The sequence below is a fragment of the Streptomyces zingiberis genome (genome assembly GCF_012034935.1).
Taxonomy (GTDB): Bacteria; Actinomycetota; Actinomycetes; order Streptomycetales; family Streptomycetaceae; genus Streptomyces; species Streptomyces zingiberis.
This window is the reverse complement of sequence record NZ_JAATEN010000024.1, coordinates 1-22,573: the sequence shown is the minus strand read 5'-3', so window position 1 is coordinate 22,573 and position 22,573 is coordinate 1. Positions and strand designations below refer to the sequence as shown.

Annotated in this window: 17 protein-coding genes; 10 read left to right on the top strand and 7 right to left on the bottom strand. The window is 77.5% G+C overall.

Annotated features, from left to right (window positions below):
* Window positions 1-63: 63 nt before the first annotated feature.
* The 5 genes from ettA (at window position 64) to HCK00_RS23400 (ending at window position 5,389) form a co-directional block, all read left to right on the top strand.
* Window positions 64-1,728: an energy-dependent translational throttle protein EttA gene (gene ettA, locus HCK00_RS23420; protein ID WP_168104018.1), complete on the top strand. Its 1,665-nt coding sequence runs from the start codon at window positions 64-66 to the stop codon at window positions 1,726-1,728.
* 2 nt (window positions 1,729-1,730) lie between these two features.
* A complete protein-coding gene (locus tag HCK00_RS23415; RefSeq protein ID WP_168104017.1) occupies window positions 1,731-2,228 on the top strand; it encodes an acyl-CoA thioesterase in 498 nt (165 codons plus the stop codon).
* Window positions 2,225-3,070 (top strand): DUF8010 domain-containing protein, encoded by an 846-nt coding sequence (locus tag HCK00_RS23410; RefSeq protein WP_168104016.1) that lies wholly within the window; start codon window positions 2,225-2,227, stop codon window positions 3,068-3,070. Before HCK00_RS23415 ends, HCK00_RS23410 begins: the two co-directional genes overlap by 4 nt.
* A gap of 295 nt (window positions 3,071-3,365) precedes the next feature.
* Entirely contained in the window at window positions 3,366-4,769 is a 1,404-nt protein-coding gene (locus HCK00_RS23405) for a sensor histidine kinase (RefSeq protein WP_240966062.1), read from the top strand.
* Window positions 4,733-5,389, top strand: a complete 657-nt coding sequence (locus HCK00_RS23400) for a response regulator transcription factor (protein WP_168104015.1) — start codon at window positions 4,733-4,735, stop codon at window positions 5,387-5,389. Before HCK00_RS23405 ends, HCK00_RS23400 begins: the two co-directional genes overlap by 37 nt.
* Before the next feature lie 176 nt (window positions 5,390-5,565).
* On the opposite strand, the gene HCK00_RS23395 is transcribed toward HCK00_RS23400, so the two are convergent.
* From HCK00_RS23395 to HCK00_RS23365, 7 genes are all read right to left on the bottom strand, one after another.
* Window positions 5,566-5,967 (bottom strand): globin, encoded by a 402-nt coding sequence (locus tag HCK00_RS23395; protein WP_168104014.1) that lies wholly within the window; start codon window positions 5,965-5,967, stop codon window positions 5,566-5,568.
* A gap of 171 nt (window positions 5,968-6,138) precedes the next feature.
* Entirely contained in the window at window positions 6,139-7,266 is a 1,128-nt protein-coding gene (locus tag HCK00_RS23390) for an FHA domain-containing protein (protein ID WP_311765448.1), read from the bottom strand.
* A 1,038-nt stretch (window positions 7,267-8,304) separates the two neighbouring features.
* Window positions 8,305-9,822, bottom strand: coding sequence for a PP2C family protein-serine/threonine phosphatase (locus tag HCK00_RS28780; RefSeq protein ID WP_168104012.1), 1,518 nt, complete (start codon window positions 9,820-9,822; stop codon window positions 8,305-8,307).
* Between the two features lie 818 nt (window positions 9,823-10,640).
* Complete coding sequence (locus HCK00_RS23380; protein ID WP_168104011.1) at window positions 10,641-12,008, bottom strand: hypothetical protein; 1,368 nt, start codon at window positions 12,006-12,008, stop codon at window positions 10,641-10,643.
* 461 nt (window positions 12,009-12,469) lie between these two features.
* Window positions 12,470-13,573 carry an N-acetylglucosamine kinase gene (locus tag HCK00_RS23375; protein ID WP_168104075.1) on the bottom strand — a complete coding sequence of 368 codons (1,104 nt, stop codon included), beginning with the start codon at window positions 13,571-13,573 and terminating at the stop codon, window positions 12,470-12,472.
* Window positions 13,574-13,725: 152 nt separating this feature from the next.
* Window positions 13,726-15,090: a 6-phospho-beta-glucosidase gene (locus tag HCK00_RS23370; RefSeq protein WP_168104010.1), complete on the bottom strand. Its 1,365-nt coding sequence runs from the start codon at window positions 15,088-15,090 to the stop codon at window positions 13,726-13,728.
* Window positions 15,091-15,230: 140 nt separating this feature from the next.
* Complete coding sequence (locus tag HCK00_RS23365) at window positions 15,231-16,316, bottom strand: mechanosensitive ion channel family protein (protein ID WP_168104009.1); 1,086 nt, start codon at window positions 16,314-16,316, stop codon at window positions 15,231-15,233.
* Window positions 16,317-16,591: 275 nt separating this feature from the next.
* Between HCK00_RS23365 and HCK00_RS23360 the strand changes: the two genes are divergently transcribed.
* The 5 genes from HCK00_RS23360 (at window position 16,592) to HCK00_RS23340 (ending at window position 22,307) form a co-directional block, all read left to right on the top strand.
* On the top strand, window positions 16,592-17,128 hold the full coding sequence (locus HCK00_RS23360; RefSeq protein WP_168104008.1) for an HNH endonuclease: 537 nt from the start codon (window positions 16,592-16,594) through the stop codon (window positions 17,126-17,128).
* 477 nt (window positions 17,129-17,605) lie between these two features.
* The gene (locus tag HCK00_RS23355; protein WP_168104007.1) at window positions 17,606-19,078 is read left to right on the top strand and encodes an amidase; all 1,473 of its coding nucleotides are present in this window, start codon (window positions 17,606-17,608) and stop codon (window positions 19,076-19,078) included.
* 336 nt (window positions 19,079-19,414) lie between these two features.
* Window positions 19,415-19,681 carry a hypothetical protein gene (locus HCK00_RS23350; RefSeq protein WP_311765447.1) on the top strand — a complete coding sequence of 89 codons (267 nt, stop codon included), beginning with the start codon at window positions 19,415-19,417 and terminating at the stop codon, window positions 19,679-19,681.
* Window positions 19,682-22,015, top strand: coding sequence for a 4-alpha-glucanotransferase (gene malQ / locus HCK00_RS23345; protein ID WP_168104006.1), 2,334 nt, complete (start codon window positions 19,682-19,684; stop codon window positions 22,013-22,015).
* Window positions 22,016-22,064: 49 nt separating this feature from the next.
* Window positions 22,065-22,307 carry a hypothetical protein gene (locus tag HCK00_RS23340; RefSeq protein WP_168104005.1) on the top strand — a complete coding sequence of 81 codons (243 nt, stop codon included), beginning with the start codon at window positions 22,065-22,067 and terminating at the stop codon, window positions 22,305-22,307.
* The last annotated feature ends 266 nt before the right edge of the window (window positions 22,308-22,573 follow it).

Below are 22,573 nucleotides of genomic sequence, written 5' to 3'. Positions count from 1 at the left end.
CGGCAGCGGCCGTACGGCAAGATGGGGGCACCCACCCACTCATCGATTGCCGGACGGTTTCTCTTGGCTGAGTTCATCTACACCATGCGCAAGACGCGCAAGGCGCACGGCGACAAGGTGATCCTCGACGACGTCACGCTGAGCTTCCTGCCCGGCGCGAAGATCGGCGTCGTCGGCCCGAACGGCGCCGGCAAGTCCACCGTGCTCAAGATCATGGCGGGTCTGGAGCAGCCGTCCAACGGTGACGCCTTCCTCACCCCCGGCTACTCCGTGGGCATGCTCCTCCAGGAGCCCCCGCTGGACGAGACCAAGACCGTGCTGGAGAACGTCCAGGACGGCGTGCGCGAGACGATCGACCAGCTCCAGCGGTTCAACGAGATCGCCGAGCAGATGGCGACCGACTACTCCGACGCGCTGCTGGAGGAGATGGGCAAGCTCCAGGAGAAGCTCGACCACGCGAACGCCTGGGAGCTGGACAGCCAGCTCGAACAGGCCATGGACGCCCTCGGCTGCCCGCCCGGCGACTGGCCCGTCACCACCCTCTCCGGTGGTGAGCGCCGCCGCGTCGCCCTGTGCAAGCTCCTGCTGGAGGCCCCCGACCTGCTCCTCCTCGACGAGCCCACCAACCACCTGGACGCCGAGTCCGTGCAGTGGCTGGAGCAGCACCTCGCGAAGTACAAGGGCACCGTCGTCGCCGTCACCCACGACCGGTACTTCCTGGACAACGTCGCCCAGTGGATCCTGGAGCTCGACCGCGGCCGCGCCATCGCCTACGAGGGCAACTACTCCACCTACCTCGACAAGAAGGCCGCCCGCCTCAAGGTCGAGGGCCAGAAGGACGCCAAGCGCGCCAAGCGGCTCAAGGACGAGCTGGAGTGGGTGCGGTCCAACGCAAAGGGCCGGCAGGCCAAGTCCAAGGCGCGCCTCACCCGTTACGAGGAGATGGCCGCCGAGGCCGAGAAGACCCGGAAGCTGGACTTCGAGGAGATCCAGATCCCGCCGGGCCCGCGCCTGGGCAACGTCGTGGTGGAAGTGGAGAAGCTGGGCAAGGCGTTCGGCGACAAGGTCCTCATCGAAGACCTCTCCTTCACCCTGCCGCGGAACGGCATCGTCGGCGTGATCGGCCCGAACGGCGCCGGCAAGACCACCCTGTTCAAGATGATCCAGGGGCTGGAGACGCCCGACAGCGGCACCATCAAGGTCGGCGAGACGGTCCGGATCTCCTACGTGGACCAGACCCGCGCCAACATCGACCCGAAGAAGACGCTGTGGGCCGTCGTCTCCGACGAGCTGGACTACATCAACGTCGGCCAGGTCGAGATGCCCTCGCGGGCCTACGTCTCGGCCTTCGGCTTCAAGGGGCCGGACCAGCAGAAGCCGGCCGGGGTCCTCTCCGGCGGTGAGCGCAACCGCCTCAACCTGGCGCTCACCCTCAAGCAGGGCGGCAACCTGCTCCTCCTCGACGAGCCGACCAACGACCTCGACGTGGAGACGCTCTCCTCGCTGGAGAACGCGCTGCTGGAGTTCCCCGGCTGCGCCGTGGTCGTCTCCCACGACCGCTGGTTCCTGGACCGCGTGGCCACGCACATCCTGGCCTACGAGGGCCAGTCGAAGTGGTTCTGGTTCGAGGGCAACTTCGAGTCCTACGAGAAGAACAAGATCGAGCGGCTCGGCCCGGACGCCGCCCGCCCGCACCGCGCGACGCACAAGAAGCTGACCCGGGGCTGAGCGTGCGACACGTCTACCCCTGCCCCCTGCGCTGGTCGGACATGGACGCCTTCGGCCACGTCAACAACGTGGTCTTCCTCCGCTATCTGGAGGAGGCGCGGATCGACTTCATGTTCCGGCTGGCGCCGGGGGGCCGGCCGGCGGAGGACGGGCACCGCGCCCCGTCCTTCGCCGAGGGCTCGGTGGTCGCCCGGCACGAGATCGACTACCTGCGGCCCCTGCTCCACCGCCATGAGCCGGTCACCGTCGAGACCTGGGTGACCAAGATCGGCGCCGCCTCGCTGACCGTCGCCTACGAGGTGAAGGACGCCGCGCAGGTGTACGCGCGGGCCGCCACCGTCGTCGTCCCCTACGACCTCGCCGCGGGCCGGCCACGCCGGCTCACCGCCGAGGAGCGTTCCTTCCTGGAGCGGTACACGGACGACTCCGCCGGGGGCCCCGAGCCGCGGGCCGCCGGCGCGTCCCGGCCCCGCCCCGCCGGGGAGGCCGCCGCTCCATGACGGCGCTGCGCCTCGCCGACCGGAGGGAGACGGCGGACCTCGCCGCCTTCCTGACCCGGCTGCTCCACTACGACCGGGCCGCCTCCGTCCGCCTCCAGGCCGGCGGCGGCGTGCTCGCCGTCTTCGGCCGCCCGGCCCCCTTCGAGGTGCTGGCCGTACGCACGGCCCGGCTCGCCGGGGAAGCGGCGGATGCCGCCCCCGCCCCGTCCCGGGCCCCCGGGCTGGATCTGACCGTCTCCGCCGGGCAGCTGGCGGACGCGCTCGACGCGGCGGCGCGCGCCGGAGACGGCGCCGCCGGGGCGTGCGAGGCGGCGCTCCCCGCCGGGGTGACCGGCCCGCCGTGGGCCGGGGTGCTGCCCCCGCGCGGGGGCTGGCGGCCGCTTCCGGGCCTGCCGGGCCCGGCGGAGATCCACGCGGCGCTCTCCGCCGCCGTCGCCGAGTTCCGGGCCCGGGACACGGCGCTGCCCGAGGAGCGCCGCACCCGCGCCGAGCGGGACCGGATCGGGCGCGAGATCTGGTCCCGGCCGCTCGGCACCACCGGCCTCCCGCTCCGGGCCGCGCACGCGGCGCAGTCCCTCGGCTTCCTCCGGCCCCCCGCGCCGCGCCGTGCCACCGAGCCCGTCCCCGCCGTCCGCGGCGTCCCCGGCGTCCGGGGCGTCCGGGGTGGGGCGGCGGGCGCCGCGGGGGCGCACACGGCCGTGACCGTCCCGCCCGCGCCCACCGTCCCCGACCCCGCCCCGGCCCTGCTCGGCTCGGGCGGCTGGCTCCGGCTCCGTACGGCATACGGCTCGATCGCCGTCCGGAACGCCGGCCTGCCGGGTCTCTCCGTCACCCCCGCCTGATCGCCGGCCCGCCGCGGGGCTCCCGAATGGCGGGAGTGGCGGGGGCGGGGAGGGCCCTGCGGCGCCGGGCCGGCCCCGCCCGCGCCATGCTTCCCCGTCGCCCGTCGCCCGTCGCCCGTCGCCCGTCGCCCGTCGCCCGTCGCCCGTCGCCCGTCGCCCCGTCGGCGGTTCCGGCGGTGGCCGGGCCGCGACCGACCTCGGAGCCGGGGTCACGAACCGGGGTGGGTCTGGCCCCACCCCGGCCGGGGGTGCACGGGGAGTGCCCGGCCCCGCCCGGTGCCCGCAGAATCAGGGCATGACGGAGAACGGGGAACGGCGGGAGAAGCGCGGCCCGCGCCGGTGGCCGGGCGAGCGCGGGCTGCGGGCGATGGGACGGGGGGCCGCGGAGCTGCACGAGGCGGCCGACGCGGCGCTGGCCGCCGTCATGGCGGCGGCCGCGATGGTGCTCACCTTCGGGCTCGGGATGGTCTTCACCTGGCCACCGGCCGTGGAGCGGCTGCGCCGGGTGGCCGACGCCGAGCGGCGCCGGCTCGGGGAGCGCACCGGAGTCCCGGTGGAGCGGCCGTACGCCCCGCTGCCCCCGGCCGGGGAGGCCGAGGACGGCGACCGGCCGGCGGACGAGGTCGGATCCGGACAACGCCCGCCCGCCCACCGGCGCGGCTGCGTGACGTCCGGCCGGCTGCACGGGCCCCGCTACCGGGCGATGGAACGCAAACTCCAGCGCTACATCACCGACCCCGCGACCTGGCGTGATTTCGTCTGGGCGGCGGTGAGCCCGGTGCTCGCGGTGGTGGCCGCGGTGCCCCTGGCCGCCGTCTGCTACGCCGTCTTCGGGCTGCTGCTGCCCGCGCTGACGGGTCAACCGCCGCACTCCTGGACCGGTTCCTGGCCCACTTCGCCGCTGGAGGCCGTGCCCACCGGGCTCGCCGTGATCGGGCTCGGCCTGGCCACGGCCCCGGCCGCCCTGCGGGTCCGGGACGAGGTCTCGGCCTTCCTGCTCCGGCCCACGGCCAGGGACCGTCTCTCCCTCCGCGTCCGGCAGCTCGCCGAGACCCGCAGCGACGCGGTCGACGCGCAGGCCGCCGAGTTGCGGCGGATCGAACGGGACCTCCACGACGGGGTGCAGGCCCGGCTGATCGCCGTCGGGCTCAACCTCGGGGCGATCGAACAGCTCGTCGAGGACGACCCGGCCGCCGCCAGGGCGGTGGCCGCCCAGGCCCGTGAGTCCTCCGAACGGGCCCTCGCCGAACTCCGCGGCCTGGTGCGCGGCATCCACCCACCGGTCCTGGCCGAGCGCGGACTGGTGGACGCGGTGCGGGCGGTGGCCGTCGACAGCCCGCTGGAGACCGAGGTCAGCTCCGAACTGACGGGCGAGCCGCCCGCCGCCCTCCGCTCCGCCGTCTACTTCGCCGTGTCCGAGCTGCTGACCAACGCGGCCCGCCACTCCGACGCCCGGCGGGCCTGGATCGATCTGCACTCGGTCGAACGCGGCACGCCCCGCGAGGCGCTGCGCGTCACGGTCACCGACGACGGGCAGGGCGGCGCGCACCTCACCGAAGGGGGAGGGCTGCGCGGCGTCGAACGCCGGCTCGCTACGTTTGACGGCGTTCTCGCCCTGAGCAGCCCGGCGGGCGGACCCACCCTGCTGACCCTGGAGATACCGTGCGCGTTGTCCTCGCCGAGGACCTCTTCCTGCTGAGAGAGGGTCTGACCCGGCTGCTGGAGGCCCATGGCTTCGAGATCGCCGCAGCCGTGGCCAGTGGCCCGGAACTGGCCCGGGCGCTGCGCGAGGAGCGGCCCGACGTGGCGGTGGTGGACGTCCGGCTGCCTCCCACGCAAACCGACGAAGGGCTCCAGGTCTCCCTGGAGGCGCGCCGGGAGCGGCCCGGGCTGCCGGTCCTCGTCCTCTCCCAGCACATCGTCCAGCTCTACGCCCGGGAACTGCTGGCCGACGGGCGGGGCGGCGTCGGCTATCTGCTGAAGGACCGGGTGTTCAACTCCGGGCAGTTCCTGGACGCGGTGCGCCGCGTGGCCGGCGGCGGCACGGCGATGGACCCGGAGGTGATCGCCAAACTGCTGGCCAGCAACGCCCGCGACGCGCCGCTGGCCCGCCTCACCCCGCGCGAGCAGGAGGTGCTGGAACTGATGGCGGAGGGCCGGTCGAACGCGGCCATCTCCCGGGAACTGGTACTCAGCGAGGGCGCCGTCTCGAAGTACACCACCAGCATCTTCGCCAAGCTGGACCTCGCGCCCTCGGAGGACGACAACCGTCGGGTGCGGGCGGTGCTGGCCTACCTCAGCGGCACGCGGGACCGCTGAGACCGGGGCGGGGCGGGGCGGCGAAAGCGGCGAACCGCGCGGGACGGCGCGGCCACGGGGGCCGGCGGGGGACGCTGCGCCGACGGAGGCGGACGGAACCGGGAACCGGGCCGCACTCACCCGCGCGGTGCCCGCCCGCCGCGCCCCGGCCGGCCCTCTCCGGCCCTCTCCGGTCCTCAGCCCTCGCTGTTGATCAGCGTCCCGGCGGCGTAGGTGAGGTACTTCCAGAGCTGCTCCTCGTGCTCGGCGGAGAGCTCCAACTCGTCGACCGCCACGCGCATATGGCGCAGCCAGGCGTCATGTGCCGCGCGGTCGACGGTGAACGGCGCGTGCCGCATCCGCAGCCGGGGGTGGCCGCGGGTCTCGCTGTAGGTGGTCGGGCCGCCCCAGTACTGCATCAGGAAGAGGGCGAACCGGTCCTCGGCCGGGCCGAGGTCCTCCTCCGGGTACATGGGCCGCAGCAACGGGTCCTCGGCGACCCCCTGGTAGAAGCGGTGCACCAGCTTCCGGAAGGTCGGCTCGCCACCGACCTGCTCGTAGAAGGTCTGCTCCTGAAGCGTGCCGCGCGGAATCCTCATCACCCCTCCATGCTCTCAAACCGTCCGGGGAAGCGCCGCGCCCTCCGCGCTCCGCGGGCGCCCCCGGGGCGGGCGGCCGGCCCGGGGCGGCAGCGGGCCGCCGCCTCCGCCGCCCCCACCGCCTCCGGCCCGGCAGGTGAGCGGTACGGCGGCCGGCACCGCCCCGGCCCGTCAGCCGCGGAGCACCGTGATCGTGGTCCAGGCTCCGACGTGTACCCGGTCGCCCGGTTGCAGCGGCACCGGGACATACGGCTCGATGGGCTCCTCGGCACCGTTGACGGTGGTGCCGTTGGTGGAGTTCTGGTCGACGACCGTCCAGCCGCCCTCGGGGAGCCGCACCAGCATCGCGTGCCGGTGCGAGACGCCCGGGTCCTCAGGGGCGAGGGAGAGGTCGATGTCCGGTGCCTCGCCGGTGCTGTTCCGCCGCCGCCCGATCGTGATCTGCTCGCCGCTGAGCGGGAGCCGCTGCTCGGGGGAGTGGTCGGGGAGGCTGAGCTGGGCTGCCTCCGGGCCGCTGCGGCTGAGCATCGCCGTGAAGTACGCCGCGTCGGGCGCGACGACGGCGACCCACTCCTCGTCGGTGCCGGCTCCGGGTCCGGCCGGGGAGCTCTCCTGGGAGGACGGCGGGCCGGCGGGCGCGGGGGAGCCGTACCCCTGGGCGCCCCCGTACCCGGGGCCCACCGGGTACCCGGGGTCCTCGCCGTAGCCGTTCCCGTAACCGCTCCCGCTCCCCTGGTCAGGGACGGGGCCGGGGCCGGTCCCCGGGGCGGGGCCGTCGCCGAAGCCGGGCCGGTCGCCGAACGGAGAGGGCGGGGCCTGCGGGGACGGCTGCCGCTGGGCCGGGGGCGTGGCGCCGGGGCCGGGCGGCGCCAGGGGCCAGTCGTCCTCGGCGGGGCGCCGGGGCGGCGCGGGCGGTGGGAACCCGGCGGGCGGCCCGGCGTCCCGGGGCGGGGCGGAGGACGACTGCTGCGGCGCGGGCGGCGCCTGCTCCGCCCCGGTCCGCTGCGGGAAGGGGCCGGGGTCCCCGCCCCGCGGCTCCCCGGGGGCGGCGGGCTGCTGCGGCGGTCCGCCCGGGTAGCCGTACCCCGGGGGCTGCTGCTGGGGCGGCCGGGCCTGGTACTGCGGCTGCTGGAACGCGGGCGGCAGCAGACTGTGGCCGGGCGGCGGCGAGGACGGCGCGCCGCTCTCGGCCGCGGTGTCCGGGGCGGAGAACCGGTGGCCGCACTCGGTGCAGAAGGAGGAGCCGGGTTCACGCGGGCGCCGGCAGCGCGGGCAGGCCTCGGGCTGCCCGGCCGGCACCGCCTGGCCGGGCTGGCCGGGCTGGCCGGGTTGACCGGGCTGGCCGGGCTGGCCGGGCTGACCCGGGGGCGGGATCTGACCGGGCTGGGGGAACGGGCCGGGCCCGCCGTGGTGGCCCGCCTGCCCCGGGTATCCGGGCGGACCGCCCGGCGCGGAGCCGCCGTACGGCCCGGGGGCGGGCGGCGGACCGGGCGCGTTCCGCGCCGGCGGAGCGGGGAAGCCGTAGCCACCGGGAGGGCCGTGGTCCTCGGGGCCGGCCCTCCCGGGGCCGGGTGCCTGAGGCGGCCCGGGGGGACCGGGCGGAGGGGGCGGAGGGGGCGGCGGGGCGGCTCCCGCGGGCGCCGCGGCTCCGGGCATGAGCAGCCCGCAGACCTCACACCAGTTGTCGGATCCCGACTGATGACCGTTCGGGCAGGTCGGCATGTCGGCGTTTCCCCCTTTCACCCGGGCCTCAGGGCCCGCGAGGTGTGGCATCCCGGATCCGCCCCCGGGGTGGGGCGCGGCCGGGCGTCGGTTTCCGCAGCTTCGCTTCCAGCCGCACAGTACCGGGCGGCGCGGACACCGTGGGCCCCGCTGCGGCGGATCTCTCACGCTCCGGGACGGCGCCGCGGGCCCTGGACACCCGGTGCCGCGGAGGGGTCCCGGCCACCGGGCAGGGGCCTCCGGAGTCCGGACGGCACGGGGGCGGCACGGGGACGGCGAGGGGAGAGCGGCGGTACGGCGGTGGCAGGAGAGCGGGACGGCCGCGGTTCACGGCGGTCCCCGTGGCCCTGCCCCACGGGCCGCCGGTCCCGGGCCCGTTGCCCCGCCGGACCTCGGCGGCGACCGAGCCGGGACGGAGCCGGGACGGAGCCGGGACTGAGCCGGGACTGAGGCGGACAGGGGTGGTGCAGAGGTGGGACGGAGGCCCGGGGAGCGGTCGCCGGTGCCGCGGTCCCGTCCCAACCCGTCCCAACCCGTCCCGGCACGGGCAGGGTCCCCGCCGGCCGCTCGCGCCGGCCGTCCGTGTCAACGGCCGTCAGCCGGCGGGGCCGTGTCTCACCCGGCCGCGACGGCCGGGGGCGGGACGGGGAGGAGGGCCACCGTCACGTTGTCGTGCCCGCCGCCGTCCAGCGCGTACCCGACCAGGGCCCGGGCCGCGGGCAGCGGGCGGGCACGCGCGTCCGCGGGCACCGCCACCGCCATCTCGGCCGCGGTCTCCGCGTAGTTCCACAAGCCGTCGGTGCAGACCACCACGGTCCCCGGGCCCTCCGGGGTGAAGGACGCGGTGTGCGGGGCGAGTTCGTAGGCGTCCGCGCCCAGCCAGCCGGTGATCGCGTGGGCGCGCGGGTCCGCGTGCGCCTCGGCCTCCGTGAGCAGTCCGCCGGCGACCATCTGGGCCGCCCACGAGTCGTCCTCGGTGAGCCGGGCCGGGGCTCCCCGGTCGTCGGGCACCCAGTAGACCCGGCTGTCCCCGATCCAGCCGACGGTGACGGCCGGGCCCGCGACGAGGGCGCTGACGATGGTGCAGGCCGGGGCGTTGCGGTACGGGCCGGAGTCACCGTAGCGGTGGGCCGCCGGGTCCACCCCGGCCAGCGCGGTGACGGCCGCGCCGGCCGCGGTGAGGGCGTCCCGCACCGCCTGCTCCGCCGGTGTGCCCGCGGGCAGGGCGGCGGCGAGCGACCGCCGGGCGGTCTCCGCGGCGGCGGCGGAGGCCTCGTCCGGGCGGGTGGCGGAGGACACGCCGTCGCAGACGACGGCCGCCACCGCCGGTGTCCCGTCCGGCAGTTCCGCCGCGCAGAGCGCGAAGGCGTCCTCGTTGCGCTGGTGGCGCAGGCCGCGGTCGCTCACCGCGGCGGCTCCGGTCCCACCGGGGGCCGTGGCCCCGCCGGAACCGGCGGGCTGCCCCGGGGGTACGGCGATCTCGCCCTCCTGGTGGTCGCGTTCGCGGGGCTGCGCGTGCCCGCAGTGTTCGCAGCGGCCGTCCCGGGCGACCGGCCCGCGGCGGCAGGCCACACAGACGGCCGCGTCGCCGTCGGCCCCGCCGGGTGACTCGGCCCCACCGGGTGACTCGGCTCCGGCGGGAGCCGGCCCCTGTGCGGCTGCGGGGGACGCGCCGCTCGCACCAGGGGTGCCGCCGGCCGGGTCCGTACCGGGGGCGGGGACCGCGGGGCCGGGGGGCCCGCCCGCGGGGGGTGCCGCGGGGTCGTCGTCCGCCCGGCCTGCCGGGGAAACGTCGCCCGACTGGGCCGGGACCGGGGCCGGGCCCGTTCCGGGCTCGCCGGACGGCGCGGCCCCGGGCCCGGGGGGTGCGTCGGGGAGCGGCCCGGCGGGTGCCGCGGGTGTTGCGGGTGCTGAGGGCGGGGCCTCGTCGCCGTACGCGTCCCGCGGGTCCGCGGGGCCGGACAACCGTTCCGCCGGACCGCCGCCGGGTACGCCGGAGGACCCGCCGCCGTCCGCGGCGCCGGGGAGCCCGGGGTGCCCGGGGAGCCCGGGGTGCGCCGGGTCCCCCGGGGACGGACGGTCGTCCGCCGGGGCCGGGTGGGGCGGAGCGGGCGAGGGGTCGTTCGGTTCCATGAGGCTCCGTACCGAGAGGGCGAGAGTGGGCTGGTCCGCGGGGGGCGACGACGGCCCGGTGGGGAACGGGGAGGGGAACGGCGGGAGGCCCGGCCCCGGGGCGGGACCGGCGGGCTCCACCCCCGTCCCGGCCTCTGGGAAGGGGCGTGTCCCGGCGGCCGGTGTCCCCGTGCCGCCTCCCGCCGCCGGGGTGGTGTGGGTGGCGCCCGGGTGGTGCGGGCCCTGCTGCGCGCCGGGTACGGGAGGCGCCCCGCCGTCGGTACCCCGCCCCGCGCTGCGCCCGCCCAGCAGCACGGGACCACTGGCCGGTGGCGCGGGAGGCGTCGGCGGTCCCGGAACCGGCGGGGGTGGGGGTGGCCGTCCCGGAACCGGTGGGGGCGGAAGTGGCGGTCCCATGACCGGTGGGGGTGAAGGCGACGGTCCCGGAACTGATGAAGGCGGAACCGGTGGAGGCGGAGACGGCGGTCCCGCGGCCGGTGGGAGCGGAGGCGAGCCGGGCCGGACGGCGGGAGACGAGGCGGCATCCGCCGGGTGCTCCCCGGGCCCGTGCCGCCCGCTCCCGTACTCGGGGCGGCCGCGACCGCCGGAAGAGGCCCGGCCCGCAGGGTGCACCCCGGTTCCGTGCTCCCCGGTTCCGTGTTCTCCGGCTCCGTGCTCCCCGCCGTGTTCTCCGGCCCCGTGCTCCCGGTGTCCGTCGCCGGGGTGGCCGTGACCACCGTGGCCCGCCGCGCCGTGCCCGGCTCCGGGCCCGTATCCGTACCCCTGCCCGGGCCGGTCCGCGTGCGGGTGCCGGTCGCCGGGGTGCGGGGTGGATCCGTTCATTCGGCCGGCCTCCGGGGGCCCGGCGTCAGCGCCTCGGCCGCCGCCTGCTGGTACCGCAGCACCGCGCGCTCCGCGGCGCGCAGATCGCACGGCGCGCTCCACAGCAGCCGGCGGGCCGCGTCGTACCGCTCGGTCAGCAGCGGGTCAGCGGTCACGCCATGCCGGGTGAGCCGCGCCTTGCAGCCGTCGAGCCGGCCGCGCAGCTCCGCCCGGACGGCGAGGGGCGCGGTCACCGCCGTCAGCGACTCGCGTGCCCGCTCCAGCTCCTCCTCGGCGCGCTGTTCGAGGCTGTCCAGCAGGGGTGAGAGGCGGTGCCACTGGCCGTGGCGGCGGTATCCGGCGGCGGCGGTGAGCTGCTCCTGGAGGGCCGTCGGCGGGCCGCTGACGGCGGGCACCTCCGAGGCGGCGATCTTGGCGAGCACTTCGCCGCGCGCGGTCCGGGCCTCGGTGAGGGTGCGGTCGGCGCGGGAGAGGACGTCCCGCAACCGGTGGAGCCGCTGCTCCGCGTCCTGCCGTACGTCGAGCACGGCCTCGATCTCGCGCCGGACGTCCTCCAGGGCGCGGGCCTCCCGGTCGTAGCGGGTGGTGTCGGGCCGGCCGCCGCCGGGGGCCGAACTGCCGCCCGTGGGCGTCCAGTAGGCGAGGGGGTCGGAGACCACCTCGGCGCGGAGCGCGGTCAGTTCGCCGGTGATCCGCTCCAGGCGGTCGCCCGCGGGATGCTCCCCGGGGCGTACGCCGACGGAGCGGGCGAGGGAGCGCGTGCGCCGGAGTTCGGCGGCGAGCATGTCGATCCGGGCCGGCAGCGCCGACCAGACCGCCTCGGCGGCCACGACCACGTCCAGCGCCCGCGCGTAGTCGGCGTTCAGCCGTTCGACGGCGGCTCGGAGCGTCATCCGTTCACCGGCCGGGGACGCGCCGCCCGCGTCCTCCGGAGGCGCCCCGTCCGGCTCCTGGGGTTCCGGTGAGTCCGTCCCCTCCTGGCCCCGGTCCGGCACGTACGGCGGCACGAGGACGGCCGGGCCGCGCAACAGCGCGGTCAGCTCGGCCAGTTCGCCGGGGCCGGGGCGGAGCCGGCGTTCACGCAGGTGCCGGGCGCGGGCGAGGGTGGCCGTGCAGGCGTCGAAACAGGTCCACAGCCGGCCGATGACCTCCTCGGTGACCGCCCAGCGGCTCTTGGTGACACCGGTCAGTCCGGCGCCCTCCAGCAGCCGGCGGCCCGCGTGGTCCTGGAGGGCGAGCAGCGAGGTCTCGATCGCCTCGTGCTCCGCGTGCAGCCGTGCCAGCGCGCGGTCCGCCTCGTCGGCGTCCAGGACCGGACTCCGAGGCTCGTCCGTGGAGCCGGGGCTGGATCCCGGGTCCCCCATCGATCACCTCTCCCGTGTGCGGGGACGCCGCCGTGGCGCCGCCCGTCGCCGATCACCTTCGCAGTGCGCTGTCATACTCCCCGGTCCTGCCGCCCTTACGCGCCCCGCCGTGCCGATCCTGCCAGGCGCGCGCCGTTTCGCGGTGGTGCGCGCCGCGACGCGTCCCGCGTTGCGCGGCGTCGTGGCCCCCAGCAGGGCCCCACCGCGTGTTCCGGCACCGCGGGCCGGTGCCGGAACGAGCAGGTGGGGCCGGGGGCGCGGCGGGCCGGGCGGCCCTGGGGGAGGTCCGGAGCAGGGGGCACCCGTCGATCGGCTGTGCGGAGGCGGGCTGACGGCACGGCTGCCGCGCCGGTCCCGGCCTTCGCCCCCGCGGGCTTCCCGCAGTCCCCGCGGGCTTCCCGCAGTCCCCGCGGGCTTCCCGCAGTCCCCGCGGTCCCCCGCAGTCCCCGCAGTCCCCGCGGTCACCCCGCGGCCGGTGCGAAGTGGGCGCGCAGCCGGGCGTGGGCGGCGGGGGGCGCGGCGAGGTGGTCGAGTCCCAGCAGGGCGGCACCGAGCACCGGGGGAGCGGTCACCACCCGGGGCACCGCCTTGGGCGCCCGCTCGGCGAGCAGCTCGGTGACCCGGTCGTGCAGCACCGGGTGGCGGGCCGCGAGCACCCCGCCGCCCAGCACCACGGTTGTCTCCTCGGCGAGCAGACCGAGCCGCCGCAGCGCGACCACGGCCAGCGTGACGATCTCCTCCGCCTGGCGGTGCACGACCGCGCGGGCCACCGCGTCACCACCGGCGGCCACCGCGAGGAGCACGGGCACCAGTTCGTGCAGGCGCCCCGGGTCGAGCCGGCGCAGATGCAGGGCCTCGACCAGCTCCGCCGTCCCGCCGTGCCCGAAGTGCGCGGGCACCGCGTCCGCCAGGGCGGTCGGCTCACCCCGGCCGTCCTCGGCCCGGACGGCGAACCACAGGGCCTGCTCGGCGAGCCACCGGCCACCGCCCAGGTCCCCGGAGAGCGCGCCGAGCGCGGGGAAGCGCGCCGTGCGGGCGCCCGGGGCCGTCCCGGCGCAGTTGATGCCCGCCCCGCACACCACCGCCACGCCCCGCGGCTCGTCCGTACCGGCGCGGAGGAGGGCGAAGACGTCGTTGGCGACCTCGGTGCTCCGGCCCCAGCCGCGGGCCGCGACGGCCGTCCGCGCCGCGACCTCCTCGACGGGCAGATCGACGTTGGCCAGACAGGCCGAGACGTGCGCCGCCGGTGGCCCGGGGCGGCCCGGCGCGCGCTCGCCGGTTCCGGCCGCCCCTTCTCCGGCCACGGCCGCCGCGAACCCGGCCGCCGTCGCTGTGAACCCGGCCGCCTCCACCGCCCCGGCGACCGCGCGGGCGAGGACGTCCACCGCGGCCTCGACCCCGGTGGCGGGGGGCTGGAAACCGCCGGCCCGGCCGGTACCCAGCACCCGCCCGTCGGCCGTGACCAGGGCGGCGTCGGTCTTGCTGTTCCCGGCGTCGATCGCGAGGACGGCGGCCGGCGGACGGCCCCCCGCCGGCCGGGCCGGGGACGCCTCGTCCCGCGCCACCGGGTCCCGCGGCCCCCGGATCCGCGCCACGGGGTCCCGCGGCCCCCGGTCCCGCGCCGGCGCGCCCTCCCGTGGCTCCCCGGCCCGCGGCGTCCCGCGGCCGGCCGGTCCGTCCGCTCCCGGCCGGCGGGCCCCGCCGCCCGGCCGCGCGGTCACGCCCACGCCAGATGGTCCCGGTTGTGCGCGATCAGCGCGTCCGTCAGCCGCTCGGCCCGGTCGGTCTGACCGATCAGGGGGTGGCCGAGGAGCGCCGTGAACACGCGGTCACGCCCACCCCGCAGCGCCGCGTCCAGCGCCAGCCGCTCGTACGCCGCCACCTGGGCGATCAGACCCGTGTACAGCGGCTCCAGCGGGCGCACCGGGAGCGGGCGGGCGCCGCCGGGACCGACCTGGGCCGGTACCTCGATCACGGCGTCGTCCGGCAGGAACGGCAGCGTGCCCTCGTTGAAGGTGTTGACGACCTGCACCCGGGCGGGGGCCGGTGTGCCGTCCGCGCCGGACCGGTCCGTCCCGCCGCCCGTCACCGCGCCGGGCGCCGCCCTGCGCGGCACGGCCGGGCCGAGCAGGGCGGCCGTGAGCGCGACGGCCGCCTCCGAGTAGTAGGCGCCGCCGCGCCGGGAGAGCAGCTCCGGCTTGTGGTCCAGGGCCGGGTCCGCGTACAGCTCCAGCAGCTCCCGCTCGATCCCGGCCACCTCGGCAGCGCGGGAGGGCTTCTCCCGCTGCTCCCGCACCACCGCGTCGTGCCGGTAGTAGTAGCGCAGGTAGTAGGAGGGGACGGCACCGAGGCGCGCCAGCAGCGCGTGGGGCAGCCCGACGGCGTCCGCCAGGGTCTCGCCGTGTTCCGCGAGCAGCTTCGGCAGCAGGTCCTGGCCCTCGCCGCCGCCCGGCCCCGGCCCGCCGGAAGGGGCCACCCGTACCCCGCGCACCCAGGTCAGATGGTTGAGGCCCACATGGTCCAGGGACACCGCGGCCGGGTCGGTGCCCAGCAGGGCCGCGAACCTCCGTTGCAGGCCGATGGCCACGTTGCACAGCCCCACCGCCCGGTGCCCGGCGGTGAGCAGCGCGCGGGTGACGATGGAGACCGGGTTGGTGAAGTCCACGATCCAGGCGTGCGGGCTGCGCCGCCGTACCCGCTCGGCGATGTCCAGCACCACGGGGACGGTCCGCAGCGCCTTGGCGAGGCCGCCGGCGCCGGTGGTCTCCTGGCCGACGCAGCCGCACTCCAGCGGCCACCGCTCGTCCTCCTGCCGGGCGGCCTGCCCGCCGACGCGGAGCTGGAGCAGCACGGCGTCCGCCCCCTCGACGCCGGCGTCGAGATCACCGGTGAGGGTGATCCGCCCGGGGTGGCCCCGGCGGGCGAAGATCCGGCGGGCCAGGCCGCCGACCAGGGCCAGCCGTTCCCGGTCCGGGTCGACCAGGACCAGTTCGTCCACCGGCAGCGTGTCGCGCAGCCGGGCGAAACCCTCCGCCAGCTCCGGTGTGTAGGTGGATCCTCCGCCGACGACGGCGAGTCGCATGGTCCGTCCCCTCCCCGGCCGGCCGTGGTGCCGGCTCCCGGTGTTGCTGCCCCGCCCGGGTCCGGCGCATCCCCGCTGCCCGGGGCCGGCGCACGCCCGCCGCCCGGGGCCGGGGGCGCCGGGGCAGCAGGGGCCGGCGGCTACTTGGCCAGGTTCGGTGTGTGCTGACTCGGCACCGTGGGCCCGGTGGACTGGTGGGGCAGCGGCGAGGCGCGCTCCGTCTGCGGCGAGGGGCCGGCCAGGGCCGACGGGGGCGCCACGGTGGCCAGCGGGTCGGGACCGGGGTCCTCCGGCTGCCGCTCGGGCTGCCCGCCCACGATCCGGATGCCCGCGTCGTCGAACGCCTGCTTGATCCGCCAGCGCAGTTCCCGCTCCACCCCCAGCCGTTTGCCCGGCATGGTCCTGGCCTGGGTGCGGATCACCACCGAGTCCAGCGTCACCGACTCCAGGCCCAGCACCTCGACCGGGCCCCACAGCCGCTCGCTCCACGGCTCCCCGGCGGCCATCCGTTCCCCGGCCTCGGTGATGGCCCGGCGCGCCTTCTCCAGGTCCTCGTCGGGCCGGAGCTGGACGTCCACCACGGCGGTGGCCCAGCCCTGGCTCTTGTTGCCGATACGTTTGATCTCGCCGTTGCGCACGTACCAGATCTCGCCCTCGTCGCCGCGGAGTTTGGTCACGCGCAGTCCCACCTCGATCACCTCACCGGTGGCCACGCCCGCGTCGATCACGTCCCCGACGCCGTACTGGTCCTCCAGGATCATGAAGACCCCGGAGAGGAAGTCCGTGACGAGGTTGCGCGCGCCGAAGCCCAGCGCGATGCCCGCCACACCCGCGCTGGCCAGCAGCGGCGCCAGATTGATGTTCAGCACGGACAGCACCGTCAGCGCGGCGGTGCCGAGGATCACGAACGAGGTGACGCTGCGCAGCACCGAACCGATCGCCTCGGAGCGCTGGCGCCGCCGCTCGGCGTTGACCAGCAGCCCGCGCAGCGGCAGCCCCTCGGTGGCCCGGGAGCCCCGGTTCATCCGGGCGATGAACTGGGTGATGGTCCGGCGGACGACGGTGCGCAGGGCGAACGCGATGGCGACGATCAGCAGGATGCGCAGGCCGGCGGCGAGCCAGGCGGCCCAGTTCTCCTCCACCCATCCGGCGGCCTGGGAGGCGTTGTCCTGCGCCTCCCGCAGCGTCGGCGCCGCGGGGGAGGCGGCGGCGAGGAACCACGACACAGTGCGAAACCCTCCGTGACGGACCCGGCGGCCGGTGGCGGACGCCCCCGGCCCGCAGACCGGACAGATTTTATCGGGGCGGCGTGACACCCCCCGTCGTTCTCCACGGAGAACTACGCGGAAGGGAGCCGTTTTCGCGGGTCCGGACCGGAGTGTGGTTCACAACACTTCCGCCGCGTTTCCCGGACTGGTGGCGCCATCACCTGCGCTGAGGGGAAACTGTCTGCAGATCGTCCCGGCGCGAGCCACGCGCCGCCGGCGTACAAGGAGGCACCGTGCCGCACGTCCTGGTCCTCAACGCGTCGTACGAGCCGCTCGGCGTCGTACCGCTCCGCCGCGCGCTCGTGCTGGTCCTCAACGGCAAGGCCGTCAGCCTGGAGGACTCCGGCGCCCTGATGCACAGCACGACGCGGGTGATGCCCGCTCCCAGCGTCGTCCGGCTCAAGCGGTTCGTACGGGTGCCCTACCGCGGCCCCGTACCGCTCACCCGGCGGGCGCTCTTCGCCCGGGACGGCGGCCGCTGCGCGTACTGCGGCGCCGCCGCCACCAGCGTCGACCACGTCATCCCGCGCAGCCGGGGCGGCCAGCACTCGTGGGAGAACGTGGTCGCCGCCTGCCGCCGCTGCAACCACGTCAAGGCCGACCGGCACGTCGCCGAGCTGGGCTGGCGCCTGCGCCACCAACCCGCGCCCCCCTCGGGGCTGGCCTGGCGCATCATCGGCACCGGGCACCGGGACCCCCGGTGGTTGCCCTACTTGCAACCCTATGGCGCGGACGACGCCATGGCCCGGATCGACGGCATATCGGCCTAGATCCGGGCTCACTTGTGCCCCGGGGGACCCCGGCCGGGACACGGCAGCGCGAGCGTCGCGGGCCGGGCGGCCCACCGGCCGCCCTGGACGCGGACGCGGCGGGTGCCCCGGTGGGGTACCCGTGCGGACGGATCCCCGGCCGTCCACCGGGAGCCGCTCCGGCCCGGCACCGGCCACGGCCCGCCCCGTGCGCGCCCGGGCCCGGCACCGGGGAAGGCCGGCCCGGCACCCGGGAACGGACGCTTCCGGTCCGGGCGGGGACGGCCGGGCCCGGGGGAGCGGCCGGATCGGGCGCGGACCGGCGCGCGGACCCGGAGCCGTGCGCGCCGGGCGGAGGGACGCGCCCCCGCTCCGCAGGGTGCCCGGGGCCGCCGCGGCCCGGCGACGAGCAGCACCCCGTCCCGGGCCCGAGGGCGCCGCCCTGCCCGGCGCCGGGCGCGCCCCGGAGAGCCGGGGGACGATCCCTAGAGTGGGCGGATGGCGGAACCCCATGAGTTGACGATGCTGGAACAGGCCGCTGCCCTCCGTGCCGGGGAGTTGTCCCCCGTCGAACTGGCCGAGCACTACCTGCGGCGGATCGAGCGCCTGGACGGCTCCGTCGGCGCGTATCTCACCGTCACCGCGGACCGGGCCCTGGCGGACGCCCGCCGCGCCGCCGGCCTGCTCGCGCGCGGTGCCTCCGGCGGCGGGGAAGCGGCGGCCGGGGCGGGGCTCCCGCCGCTGCTCGGCGTCCCGCTGCCGGTCAAGGACCTCGACCCGGTGCCCGGCGTCCGCTGCACCTACGGCTCGGCCGCCTTCGCCGGCCACGTCGTCCCGGAGCGCCCGCCCGGCGGTGAGCCGGCGGTGGTCACGCGGCTCCGCGAGGCGGGCACGGTCCTGCTGGGCAAGACCAACACCCCCGAATTCGGGCTGCCCGCCTACACCGAGAGCCGCGTCGGCCCACCGGCCCGCAGCCCGCACGACCCGTCCCGCGGCGCGGGCGGCTCCAGTGGCGGCGCGGCCGCGGCCGTGGCCGCCGGGCTGGCCCCCGCGGCGCAGGGCAGCGACGGCGGTGGCTCCATCCGTATCCCGGCGAGCTGCTGCGGGCTGGTCGGGATCAAGCCCAGCCGGGGCCGGGTGAGCACGGCGCCCGCCGGTGACGTCTCGGGGCTCCCGACCGCCGGCCCGCTCGCCCGGACCGTACGGGACGCCGCCGCGCTGCTGGACGTGATGGCGGGCCCGGCGCCCGGCGACCCGGTCCCGCTCGCCGCCCCGGACACCTCCTTCCTCCGCTGGTGCGAACGGGCCCCCGGCCGGCTGCGGATCGCCCGCTGGGCCGAGCCGGACGTCCCCGGGGTCACCGTCGAGCCCGAGGTGCTCGCGGTGTACGAGCGGACCTCGGCGCTGCTGGCCGGGCTGGGGCACGAGGTGGTCGACGTGGCGCAGCCGCTGCGCCCCGGCGACCGGGACGCCTTCACCCCCGTCTGGTCGGTGCTCGCCGCGCTGGCGCCGGTCCCCGCGGAGCGGGAGGACGCGCTGCTGCCGCTGACGCGTTGGCTGCGCGAGCGGGGCCGGGCCGCGACCGGGGTGGAGTACGCGCGGGCGCTGAACGCCATGCAGAAGGCCGGCCGGCGGCTCGCGGCGGCGGTCGCCCCCTACGACGCCGTGCTCATGCCCACGCTCGCCCGCCTCCCCGTGCCCGTGGGCGCCCTGCGCGACGACGCGGACCCGGCGGCCGACTTCGCCGCCCAGACCGCCTTCACCCCCTTCACCGCGCCCTGGAACATCGCCGGGCTGCCCGCCGTCTCGCTCCCCGCCGGATGGACGGACGGCGGGCTGCCGGTCGGGATGATGCTCGGCGCCGCCCACGGGGCGGAGGGGCCGCTGCTGGCGCTGGCCGCCCAGGTGGAGGCGGCGGTCGCGCCGGAACTCCGGCCGTGGGGCTGGGGGGCGCGCCCGCGCGTCTGGTGACGCGCGCCCCCGCCGGGACCGCCGTGCCCGCCGGGACCGATGGGGCCCTTGGTGCGGATCGCCCCGGACGGGACGCCAGGGGCGTGGCTTATACGCCCTTACGTCCTGATTCGTTCGTTGCGTCCGCCACGATGCCCCCGGCGGGGCTCGCGATAAATCCGCCGTCGTGACTACCCTTCTCACTTCAAGCTCTGCGCCGAGAACGCCCGCAGACCGCTGAATCAACTACCGGGAGGGGAATGTGACGAGGGTCACGTTCCTCTCGTCCGGAGGCCTGTCCGCGCTCCCGCGGGGTAGGGCTGCTGTGTCGACCGACCCCGACCTACGGAGGCCCAGGTGGCCATTTCCGCTCCGCTTCTCTCCAAACCCGGCGACCCGGCCGTGCAGGTCAACCCGCTGGACCTCGACGGGCTGACCGACATCGAGTCGGGTCTGGACGGCGCCAGTTCCGGCGAGTACCTCGAACCCCCGCTGACCAGCGAACCTCCCCTCCCCGAAGCCACCGCGCTCACCAGCGAACCCGCGTTCGCCACCGAACCTCCCCTGACCAGTGAGCCCACGGCCACCGGCTACCCCGCCCAGTCGGAGTGGTCGGAGGTCTGAGTGAACCGGGCGCGGCTGGCAGCGGTGCACGGAGTCGCGACCTCGTACGCGCCCTCGCCGGGCCGTACGCTCCAGGTTCCCGAGGACACCGTCGTCGCCGTCCTGGCCGCGCTGGGGGTCGACGCCTCGACCCCGCGGACCGTCGAGGCCGCCCTCGAACGGCACCGGCGCGCCGAACGCGAACGCCTCCTCCCGCCCACCGTCGTGGTCCGCGCGGACGGGCCGGCGCACCGCGAGCCGCCGGCCCTGGCCGCCCTCCCCGAGGGCACGGTCCTCCGCGTCACGACCGAGACCGGGGAACGTCTGGCCTGGGAGCCCGCCCGCTCCCCGGCCCCGCCGCCGGGCGCGCACACCCTCCACGCGGAGGCGCCCGGCGGCCGGTCCGGCCGGGCCACGCTGGTCGTCGCGCCCCCGCGGATGCCCGAACCGCCGGGGCGGACCCACGGCTTCCTGGTCCAACTCTACTCCCTGCTCTCGTCCCGCTCCTGGGGCATGGGCGACCTCGGTGACCTCGCCGAACTCGCGGCCTGGTCCGGCCGGGAACTGGGCACCGGGTTCCTCCAGCTCAACCCGCTCCACGCCGCCGTGCCCGGCGGCCCCACGGGCGCCACGGACCCCTCCCCGTACCGCCCCTCCTCCCGCCGCTTCCCCGACCCGGTGCACCTCCGCGTCCCGGACGTGCCCGAGTTCACGCAGCTCGGCCCCGCCGCCCGGGAGCGCGCCGCCGCCCTCGCCGGGCGCGCGGACGCCCTGCGTGACGCGGTGCTCCACCGGGGCGCCCTGATCGACCGCGACGCGGTGTGGCGCCTCAAGCGCGAGGCCCTCGAACTGGTCCGCGCCGTCCCGCTCGGCCCCGGCCGGCGCGCCGCCTACTGCGCCTTCCTCGCCGAGCAGGGGCAGGCCCTCGACGACCACGCCACCTGGTCCGCGTTCGCCGAGGTCCACGGCCCCGACTGGCGGAGCTGGCCCGCCGGCCTCGACGACCCGCGCTCCCCGCGCGCCGCCCGCGCCCGCCGCGAACTCCTCGACCGCGTCGACCTCCACTGCTGGCTGGCCTGGCTCACCGACAGCCAGCTCGCCGCCGCGCAGCGCGCCGCCCTCGACGCCGGAATGCCCGTCGGGCTGGTGCACGACCTGGCCGTGGGCGTCCACCCCTCCGGCGCGGACGTCTGGGCGCGGCAGGAGATCTTCGCCGGCGGCATGTCCACCGGCGCGCCCCCCGACGCCTTCACCCCCCACGGCCAGGACTGGGGGCTGCCGCCCTGGCGCCCCGACGCCCTCGCCCGCACCGGCTACGCCCCGTACCGGGAGCTGCTGCGCGGGCTGCTGCGGCACGCCGGCGCGCTCCGCATCGACCATGTCATGGGGCTCTCCCGGCTCTGGTGGGTCCCCGAGGGCCGCCGCCCCACCGAGGGCACCTACGTCCGCTACGACATCGAGGCCATGCTCGGGGTGCTCGCCCTGGAGGCGCACCGGGCCGGCGCCGTGGTCGTCGGGGAGGACCTGGGCACCGTCGAACCGGGGATGCGGGACGCCCTGGCGGAACGCGGGGTGCTGGGCACGTCCGTGTTCTGGTTCGAACGTGACTACGACGGAGCGGCGGCGGAGACGGCCCCGCCCGCCGAAGGCCCGGACGGCGCGGACGGCGCGGACGCCGCGGACGGCGCGGGCGCCGCGGGCGGTACGGACGGCGGCGAGGGTGCGGCCGGGAAAGGGAGCGGCGCCCCGAACGGCGGGGCCCGCCGGAAGGACACCGGCGGGGACGGCGGCGAACCGCGTACGGCGCCCCCGGAGCCGGCCCGGCCCCGGCCGCTGCCTCCCGGACGCTGGCGCTCCGCCTGCCTGGCCACCGCCACCACCCACGACCTGCCGAGCACGGCCGCCCGGCTGACCGGCGAGCACGTGGAGCTCCGGCACCGGCTGGGGCTGCTCACCCGGCCCCTCGCGGAGGAACAGGCCGAGGAGGCCGCCGAGGTCGCCGAGTGGCTGGACACCCTCACCGGGGCGGGGCTGCTGCCCCGCGGCGCGCGCGACGACGAGGAGGCCGCGGTCCGGGCCGTGCACCGCTTCCTCTGCCGCACCCCGGCCCGCATGGTCGGCGTCTGGCTGCCCGACTGCGTCGGGGACCGCCGCCCGCAGAACCTGCCCGGCACCTCCGACGCGTACCCCAACTGGCGGCTGCCGATCGCCGGTGCCGACGGCCGCCCCGTGACCCTGGAGACCCTGGCCGTCTCGCCCCGGCTGCACGCCCTGATGTCCGACCTCGCCCGCCACCTCCACGCGGCGGGCGGCCCGGCCGGCGGGGCCCCGGCCCGGTCCGTGGGACGGTCCTGAGCCCACCCCGCCCACGCGGCGCCGGCAGGAGTTCGCTACGTTGTCCACCGTGGACTACAAGAACGTGCTGCGTGCCGGTGGCCTCACGGCCGGGGCCACGCTGATGATGCTGCTGATGTCGTCCCCCGCGGCCGCGCTCGTGCGGGACGACGGCGACGACCCGGGCCCCGGCCTGAGCGTCGGCGAGACGCTGGGTCTCTACGTCGGGCTGCCGATCCTGCTCTTCCTCGTCATCGCCGGACTGGTGATGGTGCTGGACAAGTCCCGCAAGCAGGAGAAGCAGCAGGGCTGAGGCCGCCCGCCGTCCCGGCGGGTGGTGCGCCCCCCGGGGCGCCTCGCCGCCGGAGCCGGGCGCGGCCGCTCGCGCGTCCCCCGCTCGCCCCCCGGACCGGTCACCGGCCCGGGGGTTCCGTGTGCCCCCGGCCGCGCTGCGGACGCGGCGGCGGGGAGGGGGGGGGGGGCCGCCCCCCCCCCCCCCCCCCCCCCCGGGGCCCCCCCGCCCCCCCCGGCGGCCCCCCCCCCCCGCGGCGGGGGCGGAGAGGGGCGGGGGGGGGGAAG

Coding starts and splice junctions, on each gene's coding strand:
- HCK00_RS23410 (WP_168104016.1), top strand. CDS start 2,225: ATGACGGCGCTGCGCCTCGCCGACCGGAGGGAGACGGCGGACCTCGCC.
- HCK00_RS23405 (WP_240966062.1), top strand. CDS start 3,366: ATGACGGAGAACGGGGAACGGCGGGAGAAGCGCGGCCCGCGCCGGTGG.
- HCK00_RS23395 (WP_168104014.1), bottom strand. CDS start 5,967: ATGAGGATTCCGCGCGGCACGCTTCAGGAGCAGACCTTCTACGAGCAG.
- HCK00_RS28780 (WP_168104012.1), bottom strand. CDS start 9,822: ATGGAACCGAACGACCCCTCGCCCGCTCCGCCCCACCCGGCCCCGGCG.
- HCK00_RS23380 (WP_168104011.1), bottom strand. CDS start 12,008: ATGGGGGACCCGGGATCCAGCCCCGGCTCCACGGACGAGCCTCGGAGT.
- HCK00_RS23370 (WP_168104010.1), bottom strand. CDS start 15,090: ATGCGACTCGCCGTCGTCGGCGGAGGATCCACCTACACACCGGAGCTG.
- HCK00_RS23355 (WP_168104007.1), top strand. CDS start 17,606: ATGGCGGAACCCCATGAGTTGACGATGCTGGAACAGGCCGCTGCCCTC.